13 protein-coding genes are annotated in these 13,010 nt (G+C 72.0%); 3 read left to right on the top strand and 10 right to left on the bottom strand.

Annotated features, from left to right (window positions below):
* Window positions 1-49: 49 nt before the first annotated feature.
* From FNH04_RS29045 to FNH04_RS29035, 3 genes are all read right to left on the bottom strand, one after another.
* Window positions 50-220 (bottom strand): hydrophobic protein, encoded by a 171-nt coding sequence (locus tag FNH04_RS29045; protein ID WP_152788752.1) that lies wholly within the window; start codon window positions 218-220, stop codon window positions 50-52.
* A 63-nt stretch (window positions 221-283) separates the two neighbouring features.
* Entirely contained in the window at window positions 284-1,099 is an 816-nt protein-coding gene (locus FNH04_RS29040) for a methyltransferase domain-containing protein (RefSeq protein WP_152788751.1), read from the bottom strand.
* A 137-nt stretch (window positions 1,100-1,236) separates the two neighbouring features.
* Window positions 1,237-2,730 (bottom strand): bifunctional phosphatase PAP2/diacylglycerol kinase family protein, encoded by a 1,494-nt coding sequence (locus tag FNH04_RS29035; RefSeq protein ID WP_152788750.1) that lies wholly within the window; start codon window positions 2,728-2,730, stop codon window positions 1,237-1,239.
* A 119-nt stretch (window positions 2,731-2,849) separates the two neighbouring features.
* On the opposite strand from FNH04_RS29035, the gene FNH04_RS29030 reads away from it, so the two are divergent.
* Window positions 2,850-4,469, top strand: coding sequence for an ABC-F family ATP-binding cassette domain-containing protein (locus tag FNH04_RS29030; RefSeq protein WP_152788749.1), 1,620 nt, complete (start codon window positions 2,850-2,852; stop codon window positions 4,467-4,469).
* 68 nt (window positions 4,470-4,537) lie between these two features.
* On the opposite strand, the gene FNH04_RS29025 is transcribed toward FNH04_RS29030, so the two are convergent.
* On the bottom strand, window positions 4,538-5,644 hold the full coding sequence (locus tag FNH04_RS29025) for a baeRF2 domain-containing protein (protein ID WP_152788748.1): 1,107 nt from the start codon (window positions 5,642-5,644) through the stop codon (window positions 4,538-4,540).
* 86 nt (window positions 5,645-5,730) lie between these two features.
* Here FNH04_RS29025 and FNH04_RS29020 point away from each other — a divergent pair, with 86 nt between their 5' ends.
* Complete coding sequence (locus FNH04_RS29020) at window positions 5,731-5,964, top strand: DUF6158 family protein (RefSeq protein WP_152788747.1); 234 nt, start codon at window positions 5,731-5,733, stop codon at window positions 5,962-5,964.
* On the top strand, window positions 5,961-6,548 hold the full coding sequence (locus FNH04_RS29015; protein ID WP_152788746.1) for a TIGR03086 family metal-binding protein: 588 nt from the start codon (window positions 5,961-5,963) through the stop codon (window positions 6,546-6,548). Before FNH04_RS29020 ends, FNH04_RS29015 begins: the two co-directional genes overlap by 4 nt.
* Window positions 6,549-6,728: 180 nt before the next feature.
* Here FNH04_RS29015 and FNH04_RS29010 read toward each other — a convergent pair whose 3' ends face one another.
* The 6 genes from FNH04_RS29010 to FNH04_RS28985 form a co-directional block, all read right to left on the bottom strand.
* Window positions 6,729-8,834: a catalase gene (locus tag FNH04_RS29010; RefSeq protein WP_152788745.1), complete on the bottom strand. Its 2,106-nt coding sequence runs from the start codon at window positions 8,832-8,834 to the stop codon at window positions 6,729-6,731.
* Window positions 8,831-9,376: a type 1 glutamine amidotransferase domain-containing protein gene (locus FNH04_RS29005; protein ID WP_152788744.1), complete on the bottom strand. Its 546-nt coding sequence runs from the start codon at window positions 9,374-9,376 to the stop codon at window positions 8,831-8,833. The genes FNH04_RS29010 and FNH04_RS29005 overlap by 4 nt, the downstream gene beginning before the upstream one ends.
* A 6-nt stretch (window positions 9,377-9,382) precedes the next feature.
* Window positions 9,383-10,036, bottom strand: coding sequence for a diguanylate cyclase (locus FNH04_RS29000; protein ID WP_152788743.1), 654 nt, complete (start codon window positions 10,034-10,036; stop codon window positions 9,383-9,385).
* The gene (locus tag FNH04_RS28995; RefSeq protein WP_152788742.1) at window positions 10,033-11,598 is read right to left on the bottom strand and encodes an aminotransferase class I/II-fold pyridoxal phosphate-dependent enzyme; all 1,566 of its coding nucleotides are present in this window, start codon (window positions 11,596-11,598) and stop codon (window positions 10,033-10,035) included. The genes FNH04_RS29000 and FNH04_RS28995 overlap by 4 nt, the downstream gene beginning before the upstream one ends.
* A gap of 11 nt (window positions 11,599-11,609) precedes the next feature.
* Window positions 11,610-12,050, bottom strand: coding sequence for a CBS domain-containing protein (locus FNH04_RS28990; protein ID WP_152788741.1), 441 nt, complete (start codon window positions 12,048-12,050; stop codon window positions 11,610-11,612).
* A 138-nt stretch (window positions 12,051-12,188) separates the two neighbouring features.
* Entirely contained in the window at window positions 12,189-12,587 is a 399-nt protein-coding gene (locus tag FNH04_RS28985; RefSeq protein ID WP_152788740.1) for a DUF2795 domain-containing protein, read from the bottom strand.
* Between the last annotated feature and the right edge of the window lie 423 nt (window positions 12,588-13,010).

The raw sequence follows: 13,010 nt of genomic DNA, 5'->3' as shown, positions 1-13,010 counted from the left end.
TTCGGGGGCACCGCCGGCGCCATCACGCTGTTGGCTCTCTGTCACCGCCCTACCAGCGGTACCAGCGCCCCCGGCCCCCGGCCGCGCTCGGGCCGCGCATCACGAATCCGAGGAGCCAGACCACGAGTACGGCGACGGCGATCCACCAGAGCGCCTTCACCGCGAATCCGGCTCCGAAGAGAAGCAGAGCCAAAAGCAGAACAAGCAGGATGGGAACCATGTGATGACACCTCCTGCTTTCCGAGTGGCCAGAATTCCAGGAATTAGGCCTCACCGGAGGCATTCATTTCCGGCACAGAATCTCTCCGTGCAGAACGGAGAACCAGCCGTCCTCCCGCAGCCCCCACTCCCGCCAGGCCTCGGAGATCGCCCGGAGCTCCTGCGGGGTCGCGTGGCCGCCGCCCGTGGCGCGATCGGCGTACGCCGACGCCACCGTCCGGTCAGCCCACAGCCCGCTCCACCAGGCCCGCTCCTCCTCGGTGGAGAACGTCCAGGTGGCGGAGGTGGCGGTGATGTCGGTGAGGCCCGCCCGCAGTGCCCAGGACCGCAGGCGCCGGCCCGCGTCCGGCTCACCGCCGTTGGCGCGGGCGACCCTGCGGTAGAGGTCCAGCCAGTCGTCGAGGCCCGGTGACACCGGGAACCACGTCATGGCCTCGTAGTCCGCGTCCCGGACCGCGATGTACCCGCCCGGCCTCGTCACCCGTGCCATCTCGCGCAGCGCGCGCACCGGATCGCCCACATGCTGGAGCACCTGGTGCGCGTGGACCACGCAGAAGGTGTCGTCCGGGTGGTCCAGGGCGTGCACGTCCGCCACCGCGAAGTCGACGTTCCGCAGTCCGCGTGCGTCGGCCGTGGCCCGCGCCCGGTCCAGGATGTCCGGCGCGCGGTCCACGCCCGTGACATGGCCGTCCGGCACCAGCTCCGCCAGGTCGGCGGTGATGGTGCCCGGCCCGCAGCCGATGTCCAGGATCTTCATGGAGGGCCTGAGCACCCCGAGGAGGTAGGCCGCCGAGTTGGCGGCCGTCCGCCAGGTGTGCGAGCGCAGCACCGACTCGTGGTGTCCGTGCGTGTAGACGGCGGTTTCCCGTGTCTTCGGCATGACGTTCCCCTCTTCACATGAAGGACCCCGCAAGCCGGCCGCTCCTCGGGATCGGTATGCGTCACCGTACGCCCGCATGTCGAATATTGAGACCCACGTCTTGAGATATGGACAGAGGGTCGAAGCGGGAGGGCTCGTCAGCGAAGCGTCGACGGGCGGTAGACCGTCAGCGCCTCCGGGAGCTTGCTCAGCGTCAGATCGCCCGTCACCTCGATGACCTCGCCGTCGTACGCGAGGAGGGTGCCGGGCGTGACGCCGTCCACGCGCAGCCGCTGGACGCGCACCGCCGAATGGCCGGGGGAGCGGGTGAGCGGGCCCGCCGCCGCGGCGGCGAGCAGGCGCAGGGCCGGGTGGCGGCCCCCGTGCACCACGCGCACGTCGAGCAGCCCGTCCGCGAGATCGAAGCGGCGGCCGGGCGCGAGACCCATGCGGTGGTACGTGCCGTTGCCGGCGAACAGCAGCCACAGCGGGCGCGTACGGTTCTGGAACCTGGCCTCCAGGGGGTGCCGGTCCGCGCGCAGCACGCGTGCCGCGCCGAGCACACCGGCCGGCCAGCCGCCGATCCGCGGCGCCCACCGCTCTCGTTCGCGCACCAGCTCCGGATAGACGCCCAGGCTGCACGTGTTGAGGAACACGCCCTCCGTGTCGCCGGAGGAGAAGCGTCCCACGTCCACGCGGACCGCCTCGCCGTCGCTCAGCGCCCGGGCGAGATCCCGGGCGTCCTCGACACCCAGGTCCTGCGCGAAGTGGTTGAGCGTGCCGCCGGGGAGGACGGCGAGGGGGAGACCGTGCCGCAGGGCCACCTCGGCCGCCGCGTTCACCGTGCCGTCGCCGCCGCACACACCGAGCACCCGGGCATGGGTGGCCGCCTTCTCCAACTCGTCCCGCACGTCCTCCGGTTCGCATTCCACGGCCTCGGCGCGGGGCAGGGCGTCCTGGAGGGCGCGCACACGGTCCGAGGTCCCGGCGCCCCGGTTGGCGACGACGACCAGGCCCTCGCCGTCGGGCAGCGCGGGTGCCTCGGCACGCGGACGGCCCGGCGGCGGCAGCAGATCGCGGGTCGGCACCAGGCCGCGTACGGCGTAGGCGGCGCCCACCCCGAACGCGGCACCGACCAGGACGTCGCTGGGGAAGTGCACGCCCGTGTAGACGCGGGACAGCGCGACCGCGGCCGCCACCGGCGCCACGGCCGCACCCCAGCCACGGGACTCCAGGGCGACACCCGTCGCGAAGGCCGCCGCGGACGCCGAATGCCCGGACGGGAACGACGTGGTGATCGGCTGCCGCTTCAGCTGCCGGACCACCGGGACGTTGTCGAGGACCGGGCGGGGACGGCGGACCGAACGCTTGCCGAGGGTGTTGATGGTCGCCGAGGCCAGGGCGAGCGACGCCACGCCCCGGGCGGCGGCCCGGCGGGCCCGCGGGCTCCGCGTCGCGGCGAGGGCCGCCGCCGTGGCGAACCACAGCACGCCGTGGTTCGCGGCACGGCTCAGACGGGGCAGTACGGGGTCGGCGCCCGGCCAGTAGCGGGCCGCCACCGCTTCGAACAGACGGGTGTCCGCGGCGAGGAAACGGTCCCGGAGGGGATGGCGGCCCGGCGGGCGTACGGTGAGATCGACATCTGGGGTCATGGGGCACGGGTACCCCAGGGCAGCCACCTCGTGTCAAGTCGGGTCCCCTGCGGGCGTACTCGGGAGCTTCCCGAAACGGGTTTGCCCGGCGCACCCCATCGCCCGGAGAATGCCTGCCCATGGGACACCTGGAAGCCGCACACCTCGAGTACCACCTCCCCGACGGGAGGACCCTGCTCGGCGACGTGTCCTTCCGGGTCGCAGAGGGCGCCGTCGTCGCCCTCGTGGGGCCCAACGGAGCAGGCAAGACCACGCTGCTGCGCCTGATCTCGGGGGAGTTGAAGCCGCACGGCGGGACCGTCACCGTGAGTGGCGGGCTCGGCGTGATGCGGCAGTTCGTGGGGTCCGTACGGGACGAGACGACCGTACGGGACCTGCTCGTGTCCGTGGCCCCACCGCGCATCCGTGAGGCGGCCCGGGCGGTCGACGAGGCCGAGCACGCCATCATGACCGTGGACGACGAGGCCGCCCAGCTCCGCTACGCGCAGGCACTCGCCGACTGGGCCGAGGCGCGCGGCTACGAGGCCGAGACGCTCTGGGACATCTGCACCACGGCCGCGCTCGGCGTGCCGTACGAGAAGGCGCAGTGGCGGCAGGTGAGCACCCTGTCCGGCGGCGAGCAGAAGCGGCTCGTGCTGGAGGCCCTGCTGCGCGGCACCGACGAGGTGCTGCTGCTCGACGAGCCCGACAACTACCTCGACGTGCCCGGCAAGCGCTGGCTGGAGGAGCGGCTCAAGGAGACCCGCAAGACCGTGCTCTTCGTGTCCCACGACCGTGAGCTGCTGGCCCGCGCCGCGGAGAAGATCGTGAGCGTCGAGCCCGGTCCCGCGGGCGCGGACGCGTGGGTGCACGGCGGCGGGTTCGCCACGTACCACGAGGCACGGCGACAGCGGTTCGAGCGCTTCGAGGAACTGCGCCGCCGCTGGGACGAGAAGCACGCACAGCTGAAGAAGCTCGTCCTGACGCTCCGCCAAGCGGCCGCCATCAGCCCCGACATGGCCTCTCGGTACGCGGCCGCCCAGACCCGGCTGCGCAAGTTCGAGGAAGCGGGCCCGCCGCCGGAGCCGCCGCGCGAGCAGGACATCAGGATGCGGCTCAAGGGCGGCCGCACCGGCCTAAGGGCCGTGACCTGCAAGGGGCTTGAGCTCACCGGCCTGATGAAGCCCTTCGACCTGGAGGTCTTCTACGGGGAACGCGTCGCCGTCCTCGGCTCCAACGGCTCCGGCAAGTCCCACTTCCTGCGTCTGCTCGCGGGCGACGACGTGGCGCACACGGGGGAGTGGAAGCTGGGCGCCCGGGTCGTGCCCGGCCACTTCGCCCAGACGCACGCCCACCCCGAACTGGAGGGGCGCACCCTGCTGGACATCCTGTGGAAGGAGCACGCCCAGGACCGCGGCGCCGCCATGTCGCGGCTGCGCCGCTACGAGCTGACGGGCCAGGCCGAGCAGCGCTTCGACCGGCTCTCCGGCGGCCAGCAGGCCCGCTTCCAGATCCTGCTCCTCGAACTGGAGGGCGCGACCGCGCTGCTCCTGGACGAGCCGACGGACAACCTGGACCTGGAGTCCGCCGAAGCCCTCCAGGAGGGCCTGGAGGCCTTCGACGGCACGGTCCTCTCGGTCACCCACGACCGCTGGTTCGCCCGTTCCTTCGACCGCTACCTCGTCTTCGGCTCCGACGGCCGCGTACGCGAGACGCCGGAGCCGGTGTGGGACGAGCGCAGGGTGGAGCGCGCCAGGTAGGTCGGACCAGGCTGGTCGGACCCGGGCACGTCATATGCCCCCGGCGCGCTCCTCGGCAGAGAACAAGGTCACTTCCAGCGCAGCAGCGCCCCCAGTCCGCCCACGGGCACCTCGTCCGCCGTGGCCGCCGTCACCGAGATCGCCGGGGCGTCGGTCGCGACCGCGGAGCGCAGCAGGGCGTCGTCCGCGCGGGCCGACCACGAGTTCTGCTCACCCAGCGTCTTGAGCTCCGTACGCCGTACCGCCAGCTGGTCCGGGTCCTCCCCGATCCACACCTCGCGGTGCGCGTCCGGCCCGTCCGGGCGGATCAGCAGTTCGTCGATACGGTGCTCACGGGCCGCCTCCACCAGCGCGGGCACGCCCTCCACGGCGCCCGTCCGCCCCTCGGCGTCCGGGGCCCGCGCGGCGAGGAACCGCTCCAGTTCGCCGGCGGCCGTCCGGTGCACGTGCTCCGCGCGCGCCCGGTCCACGTCCTCGTCCAGCAGCCGGCTGCCCGCGCCGTGCGGGGCCTCCACCACGAGGCTGTGCAGCCGCTGCGGCAGCCGCTCCCGCACCGCCTTCCGCTCGCGCTCGTCGCCGACGAGGATCAGCAGGTCGGCGCGGGTCTCCTCCTGGCACACGGCGAGCGCGTCGGCGATCTCCGCCGCGTTGTGCTCCCAGGTGTTCTCGACCCGCAGCTGGAAGTGGCGCTCCGACCAGTCGGCCGAGCTCGTACGGTGCACGGGCCACTGCCGGCCGGTCACCGAACCGGCGTCCTGGCCGCCCCGCGCCCCGCGCAGCTCGAAGTCCGCGCCGCGCCGGTCCACGTACGCCACCACGCACACCGGGTCCTCCCCGGCCAGCTCCAGCAGCGGAGTCGCGCGCGGCAGGGGCGCCCAGTGGGCCGAGGAGCCCGGCGGGGCGTACGCGAGCGGCGGATCCAGCACCACCTCGCCCGCCCGGGCGAAGAAGGCCCGGCCATGGGGCTCGGAGGAGTGGCGCAGCTCGTCCACCGCCCGGTGCACGGCCGCACAGGTGGCCTCGTCGGCGCCCTGGGCGGCCAGCTCCCGGGAGACCGCGTCGGCCACCAGGGAACGCTCGTGCGCCGTGGACTCCGTGTGCGAGGACGTGTCGACGTACACGGAGGCCCAGGGCCCCGGATGTTCGTAGAGTGGATGGAGAAAGGCGAGATCCATGGCTCCCTCCCGGTTGCCGATCGGGGTAACGCTTGCCGGGCGGGTACCCGGACGGCACCGATGGACACGACGAGTGGGGTACCGCGATGACCGGAGTCGACCCGGGCCGGCTGGACGACCAGCAGCTGATGAAAGAGCTGGAGACGATCCACCGCACACGCCATGACACGCTGCTGTACGGATCGAACGACGCGCTGCACACGCACAACGAGCGCATGGCGCAACTGGAGGGCGAGTACCTGCGCCGCAACCCCCGCCGCACCGTCGCGACCGGCCGTACGCGCGAGGGTGCGCGGGAGCGCGGACTCGCGGAGTCATGACACGCACCACCGCCACGAACCCGTTGATCATCCGCCTGGAGGAGGCCCACGCGCTGTTCGGCGCACGTGTTCACACCGTCCGCGACGACCAGTGGGAGGCGGGCACGCCCTGCGCCGAGTGGACGGTACGCGACCTCGTCAACCACCTCGTCTCCGAGCAGCTGTGGGTGCCCCCGCTGGTCCGGGACGGCTGCATGATCGAGGAGGTCGGCGACACCTTCGAGGGCGACCTGCTCGGCTCCGACCCGGCCGCCTGCTTCGACACGGCGGCCCGCGCCGCCCATGACGCGTTCGCCGCGCCGGGCGCGCTCGACCGAACGGTCCATCTCTCGTACGGCGACACCCCGGCCGCCGACTACTGCGGTCAGATGACCGCCGACCTCGTCGTGCACGCCTGGGACCTGGCGCGTGCGATCGGTGCGGACGAGCGTCTTCCGGGTGGGTTGCTGAGGTTCGCGGTCAGTGAGGTGACGCCGTACGCCGCGGAGCTGGCGAAGACGGGGCTGTTCGCGGAGCCGGTCATGCCGCCGCGTGACGCTGACGCGCAGACGCGGCTGCTGTGCTTGCTGGGGCGGCGACCGTAGCGCTCGGCGGGCGGTTGAGAGGTTGAGAGCTCGGGACTTGTTGCGGTTTGCGGGGCGCGGGTTCGTCGTGGTTTGTCGCGCAGTTCCCCGCGCCCCTAGGTGGGCGAGCCGTGCCCCCGCAAGCGCCCCTGGGCGGGTGGGCCGTGCCCCCGCAAGAGGAGCACGGCCCACCCACCCACCTCAGCACCGGACCGGTGGCCGGCCCCAGTGGCGGTGGGCCCCTATCGCCTCGACGAACGCCCGCTGGAACTCCTCGCTCGCCGCGCCCGGCGCGGTGTCCGTCACCACGCCCCGGTCGGCCACCACCCGGTGGAACTCGGACGACAGCCGCAGCCCGTCGGGCTTCAGCGCCGACAGCACGCCCACGCCCGAGCCGAGCGCCCCCACCGGCTTCCCGTGCCGGTAGGCGTCCCGTACGAACCGCAGCACGTCCGGATCGGACCCGTTCTCCGGAGTGCCCGTGGGCCCGCCGGGCAGCAGTACCGCGTCGTACAGCACGGACGCCACGGTCGGCAGGGCCCGGTCGACCATGTACTCCTCGCCGTCCGAGCCGCGCACGGTCCCGTCCTGGGCGGCGATCGCCTCCACGATCGCCCCCTCGGCGGCCAGCGCCTCCCGCACGGAGGTGACCTGCTCGGCGTCCACGCCGTCGGTGACCAGCACCGCGATCTGCCGGGTGCGGATCGAACCGCCACCGCGCAGCGACTCCAGGCTCAGGGCCGGGGAGGTCAGCTTGTGCGTCACCGACTCGTCCCGCTCCGGCGCGGGCACCCCGATACCGGCCGCCACCTGCGTGGCCAGCTCCGGGTCCACCTTGCCCAGTTCGTCCACCGTGCGGGTGCGGACCGTCATCGCGCCGACCTTGCCGAGCTCGAAGCGGAAGGCCTCCACGATGTGCTGCTTCTCCCAGTCGGCCATGCTGTTCCAGAACATCGCGGCCTGGCTGTGGTGGTCCTTGAAGCTCTCGCTGCGGCGGCGGATCTTGGCGCCGTCCACGCGCTCCGCGTAGTGCGTGTACGCACTCCCGTCGGCGCCCGCGTGGGCGGGGCAGCCGCCGCCGAGGGAGTTCGGGAAGTAGTTCGTACCCGAGTGGAGCGCGCTCTGGTGGTAGCCGTCGCGCTGATTGGTGCGTACGGGCGCGACGGGGTGGTTCACCGGCAGCTGGCTGAAGTTGGGCCCGCCGAGCCGGATCAGCTGCGTGTCCAGGTAGGAGAAGTTCCGGGCCTGGAGCAGCGGATCGTTGGTGAAGTCGATACCGGGCACCACGTTGGCCGTGTGGAAGGCGACCTGCTCGGTCTCCGCGAAGAAGTTCTCCGGGTTGCGGTCCAGCACCATCCGGCCGATCGGCCGTACCGGCACCTGCTCCTCCGGAATGATCTTCGTGGCGTCGAGCAGATCGAAGTCGAAGGCGAACTCGTCCTCCTCCGGTACGAGCTGGACGCCCAGCTCCCACTCCGGGTACTCGCCCGCCTCGATCGCGTCCCACAGGTCCCGCCGGTTGAAGTCCGGGTCCCGGCCCTGGCACTCCTGGGCCTCGTCCCACACCAGCGAGTGCACGCCCAGTTTCGGCTTCCAGTGGAACTTCACGAACGTGCCCTTCCCGTCCGCGTTCACGAACCGGAAGGTGTGCACGCCGAAGCCCTGCATCATGCGGTAGCTGCGGGGGATCGCCCGGTCCGACATCAGCCACATGATGGCGTGCAGCGTCTCCGGCTGGAGCGACACGAAGTCCCACAGGGTGTCGTGCGCGGACGCGCCCGTGGGGATGTCGTTGTGCGGCTCCGGCTTGAGCGCGTGCACGAAGTCGGGGAACTTGATGCCGTCCTGGATGAAGAAGACGGGGAAGTTGTTCCCGACGAGATCGTAGTTGCCCTCGGACGTGTAGAACTTGGTGGCGAAGCCGCGTACGTCCCGTACGGTGTCCGCCGAGCCCTTGGGGCCCTGCACCGTCGAGAACCGTACGAACACCGGCGTCCGCACCGAGGGGTCCTGGAGGAAGGCCGCGCGGGTGAACTCCGCGCAGGACTCGTACGGTTCGAAGTAGCCGTACGCACCCGCGCCCCGCGCGTGGACCACCCGCTCCGGGGTCCGCTCATGGTCGAAGTGGGTGAGCTTCTCCCGGAAGTGGAAGTCCTCCATCAGCGTGGGCCCGCGGTCGCCCACCGTCAGCGAGTCGTCGGTGTGGTCGACCTCGACGCCCTGGTCCGTGGTCAGCGGGCCGCCGGCGGGGTCGTCCGCGCGGAAGCCCTGGCGCTGTTCCTGCTTGCGGTCGGCGGGGGAGGTCATCGGCCGGCCTCCTCGGAGAACACGTGCAGGAACGCGTCGCAGAACGCCTTCAGGTCGCCCGGCTTGCGGCTGGTGACCAGCTTGTTGGTGCCGCTGTCGTCGATCTTGACCTCTTCGTCGACCCAGGTGCCGCCGGCGTTGCGGATGTCTGTTTGCAGGCTCGGCCACGAGGTCAGCGTGCGGCCGCGTACGACGTCCGCCTCGACCAGCGTCCACGGGGCGTGGCAGATCGCGGCGACCGGGAGGCCCCGCTCGAAGAAGTCCCGGACGAACGAGACGGCCTTCGGGTCCATGCGGAGGAAGTCCGGGTTGGCCACGCCGCCCGGCAGGACCAGCCCGCCGAAGGAGTCCGCCGAGGCCTCGCCGACGACCTCGTCCACGGGGAACGTGTCCGCCTTGTCGAGGTGGTCGAAGGCCTGGATCGCACCGGACTTCGTCGACACGAGCACGGGCTCGTGGCCGGCGTCCTTCGCGGCCTGCCACGGATCGGTGAGCTCGATCTGCTCGACGCCCTCGGGTGCGGTCAGGAATGCGATACGCATGATGTCTCAACGTCCTTTCGTGGCACGCCAGTTCGCTTCGTCTTCGGCGGGCTTCCCGTTCCGGCGGCCCGCGCGCACGCAGCGCAGCAGTTCCTCGCCGTACGGCAGCAGTACGCACGTGCCGATCGCGGCGGCGATGCCCGCGAGGTAACCCCGGGACAGCGGGCGGCGCCGTGGCACCAGCCGCCACGCGTCCGGGTTCCCGCGGCCGCCCCGCAGCAGCGACCTCACCTGGTCGGAGTGCAGGCACATCAGGGAGGCCAGCGCCGCGAAGGGCAGCGACTCCAGGAAGCTGTGGATGTGCTGCTCGACCGGCTTGACCTCGCGGTCGCTCTTCACGGCGGTCCGTACGTCCCACAGCGCGGTCGCCTCGTGCACCGCCGCCCCGCCCAGCTGCACCGACAGCAGCAGCGGATTGACCTCGTAGCGCAGGGTCAGCGCGATGGGGAGGCCGACCTCGGCCATCATCAGCGAGTGGATCAGGGACTCCTTCGTCCCCGCGGTCTCCTCGATACGGGTACGCCGGTGCATCACCCAGTCGGCCACGCCCGGCACGAACCAGGACGGCAGCAGGCCGTACAGGAGGTACCGGGTCGTCACGTCGCCCACGTCCACGGTGGCGCCCGACGCGCTGATCTCCGCTGCCTGGCCGCGGCTCATTCGGCCACCACCCGCAGTGTGCGCAGGGACTGGTCCGAGGCGTCCGGCACGTACATGCCGTGCTCCACACCGGACGCCAGGTACTCGGCGACCTCCCGGCTGATCCGCTCGCCCGGGCAGATCGCGGGCACCCCTGGCGGGTAGGGGCTGGCGGGTTCCGCGGCGACGCGCCCCACGGCCCGCTCGACGGGCACGTCCTCCGTGGGCCCGAAGAAGGCATCGCGGGGCAGCATCGCGCCCTCCAGTTCCAGGCCCTCCGGTGTGGGCAGGCGTACGGGCACGGGCGGTGGCAGATCACCGCGCCGCTTCACCAGTTCCGTCAGGGCGTCCAGCAGGGCCACGCAGCTCTCCTCCGTGTCGGCATGGGTCAGTTGGGCGACGACGCGGCGGTGGTCGGCGAGCCCGACGTCCACCTGGCGGTGGTGCCGTAGCCAGTCGGCGGCCGCGTAGCCGCTCGTCCCGAGGCCGGAGACGTCGATCACCACCATCAGCGGGTCGTAGGCGAACGCCCGCCCGTCCCCGACGAGATCGACGGCTTCGAGAGGGACCGGCCCGGACAGCGCGGCGATCTCCTCGCGCACCCGGCCCGCCAGCTTCATGGCGTTCTCCAGGAGATCGCGCCCGTGCTCGACCATCTGGCGCCGCCAGCCGTCGAGCGCGGCCCACATCAGGACCGACGGGCTGGTGGTGTTGAGCAGATCGCCGCGCAGCCGCAGCACCGCCGGATCGACCAGGCCGCCGCGCAGATGGAACACCGAGCCCTGCTCCAGGCCGGCGCCCATCTTGTGCACGGACGTGACGCACAGATCCGCGCCCGCGTCCATCGCCCAGCTCGGCAGGTCCTCGTGGAACGGCAGATGGGCACCCCATGCCTCGTCCACGATCAGCGGCCGGCCGCGCTCGTGGCACACCTCGGCGATCCCGTTGATGTCGGCGCAGGTGCCGTACGCCGTCGGCGTGACCAGCAGCATGCCCTTGGCGTCGGGCGCCCGCCGATACGCCTCCTCGACCTCCTCCGGGCCCGGCGGATGCGACAGATGGTGCCCGGTGTCCCAGCGCGGGCGCACCCAGACCGGGTCGATCCCGGCCAGGATGACGCCCGCGATCACGGACTTGTGGGCGTTGCGGGCTATCAGCAGCTTCTCGCCGGGGCCCGCGACCGCCAGCATGGCGGCCTTCACCGACAGCGAGCTGCCGCAGGTCGAGAAGTACGCCCGTTCCGCGTCCACCGCGTCCGCCATCAGTTCCTCGGCCCGCTCCAGGAAACGGCCGGACATCCGCCGGTCGTCCAGCCCGTTGAGGGCGAGCACGTCGGAGGCGAACACGTCCGGGCCGAGCGTCAGCGCGACCCGTGCGTCGACTCCGGGGCCGTTCTTGTGGCCGGGGGGCGAGAACGGGTACCGCCGGGAGCGGCGATGCCGTTCGAGCGCCTCCAGGACGGGGGCGCGGGAGTGGTCCAGCGGGGTTCCCGTACCGTCGTGCGCCGTGCCGGACGCACCGGACGTACCGGCTGTGCCGGACGGGCTGGAGGTGCCGGACGGCTCGGGCGTGTGTTCGTTCATGGCTGAGCCGCTCACGCGGGAGTCGTGCCGGGCCAGCTGTCCGGCACGGCGCGGCTGATGTCGGCGAGCGCCGAGTCCGGGTCCTGCGACACCGCGAGGTCCCCGAGGCTCAGCATGCCGACCGGGTGCCCGTTCTCGACGACCGGCAGCCGTCGTACGGCGTGGTCGCGCATCAGCTCGACCGCGGCCGACACGGCGTCCTCGGGGCCGATCATCACCGGGTCGGGCGTGCAGACGGCCTGGGCGCTCACCGTGAGCGGGTCGGCGCCGTCGGCCACGGCGCGCAGCGTGATGTCGCGATCGGTCAGTACCCCGATGACCTGGTGGTCAGTGGCCACGAGGACATCTCCGATGTCCTGCGCCCGCATCACCTGTGCGGCTTCCACGAGCGAGGCGTCCGGCCGGACCGCGACGACACCGGGCGTCATGACCTCCCTGACGAAATCAGCCATGGCATGGTCCTTTCCTGGTTCCCCGGGCTGCAGGGGTACGGGTGCGTCCGTCATCGTGACGACGCCCGCAGTACCCCTGAGGGGGACGCCTATTCGTTGTGGTCGTGTGCGGGTTCCGCGTACGTCTCCGTACGGGTTTCAGCGCCTTTCCCGACCGCGTTCTCCGGTGCGTACGACCGCTTCCGCCAGTTCGCGCGGGGTGGTGTACCGGGCGTTCCTCGGCAGTTGTTCCAGGAGTTCGACCAGGGTGTCCGGGGCGTGCTTGGCACGCAGGACGCCGATCAGGTCCCGGGGGCCGGCCGGGAAGGAGGTACGGCCCAGGATGCGCCCCAGTTCGTAGCGCAGCGCCTCCACGCCGGCCGGGGAACGGCTCGGCGACACCGGGCCGCCCGCCACCTCCGGGTCGTCGTCGGCGGTCGGCTCCGGGTCGTGCCACTCCTCCGTGCGCGTGGGGTGGCCGGAGCGGAGCAGACCCTGCAGTTCGTGTTTCATCTCGTCGTCCCGATGGACGCTCAGCCGGTCGCTGCCTCGCTGCATGACTCCCTCCAGATCTTCGGGGTGGCGACCGCGTACCCGTTGACCCGGGGTCGACACGGGGTGGTGCCGGGCCATGTGCGCTTCCGCGCCGGAAAGTGCCCGGAGGCGCCCCGACCACCGCGAACGCGCGCCGGGCTCCGTTCTCCGAACGCCGTTTGCCGGCTGCCGCGTTTGCGTTCCCGTCTCCGGGAGACCCGGATCACATCCCCCCCACCAAACCGTTTGGACTCTTTCTGGGGAAGGACAGGCCATGGCGGTTGTCGCTGTGTTCATTCCGGTCCTGATGCTCGGCGTTGTGCTGGCACTGGGCCGGTACGAGGAGATGTTGCTGCCGACGGCCGAGGACCCGGAGCCGCGCTAGCGCGCCGCGCCGGCCGGGCTGCCGCACGGCAGGGGCCCCGCACCCACGAGATGTCCGTCTCG

The organism is Streptomyces phyllanthi (assembly GCF_009377205.1).
In the GTDB taxonomy this organism is placed as follows: domain Bacteria; phylum Actinomycetota; class Actinomycetes; order Streptomycetales; family Streptomycetaceae; genus Streptomyces; species Streptomyces phyllanthi.
This window is presented reverse-complemented; position numbering and strand designations above follow the sequence as displayed.

Excerpts from the sequence above, each read along its gene's own strand:
- FNH04_RS29045 (WP_152788752.1), bottom strand. The coding sequence starts at position 220 with ATGGTTCCCATCCTGCTTGTTCTGCTTTTGGCTCTGCTTCTCTTCGGA.
- FNH04_RS29040 (WP_152788751.1), bottom strand. The coding sequence starts at position 1,099 with ATGCCGAAGACACGGGAAACCGCCGTCTACACGCACGGACACCACGAG.
- FNH04_RS29035 (WP_152788750.1), bottom strand. The coding sequence starts at position 2,730 with ATGACCCCAGATGTCGATCTCACCGTACGCCCGCCGGGCCGCCATCCC.
- FNH04_RS29030 (WP_152788749.1), top strand. The coding sequence starts at position 2,850 with ATGGGACACCTGGAAGCCGCACACCTCGAGTACCACCTCCCCGACGGG.
- FNH04_RS29025 (WP_152788748.1), bottom strand. The coding sequence starts at position 5,644 with ATGGATCTCGCCTTTCTCCATCCACTCTACGAACATCCGGGGCCCTGG.
- FNH04_RS29020 (WP_152788747.1), top strand. The coding sequence starts at position 5,731 with ATGACCGGAGTCGACCCGGGCCGGCTGGACGACCAGCAGCTGATGAAA.
- FNH04_RS29015 (WP_152788746.1), top strand. The coding sequence starts at position 5,961 with ATGACACGCACCACCGCCACGAACCCGTTGATCATCCGCCTGGAGGAG.
- FNH04_RS29010 (WP_152788745.1), bottom strand. The coding sequence starts at position 8,834 with ATGACCTCCCCCGCCGACCGCAAGCAGGAACAGCGCCAGGGCTTCCGC.
- FNH04_RS29005 (WP_152788744.1), bottom strand. The coding sequence starts at position 9,376 with ATGCGTATCGCATTCCTGACCGCACCCGAGGGCGTCGAGCAGATCGAG.
- FNH04_RS29000 (WP_152788743.1), bottom strand. The coding sequence starts at position 10,036 with ATGAGCCGCGGCCAGGCAGCGGAGATCAGCGCGTCGGGCGCCACCGTG.
- FNH04_RS28995 (WP_152788742.1), bottom strand. The coding sequence starts at position 11,598 with ATGAACGAACACACGCCCGAGCCGTCCGGCACCTCCAGCCCGTCCGGC.
- FNH04_RS28990 (WP_152788741.1), bottom strand. The coding sequence starts at position 12,050 with ATGGCTGATTTCGTCAGGGAGGTCATGACGCCCGGTGTCGTCGCGGTC.
- FNH04_RS28985 (WP_152788740.1), bottom strand. The coding sequence starts at position 12,587 with ATGCAGCGAGGCAGCGACCGGCTGAGCGTCCATCGGGACGACGAGATG.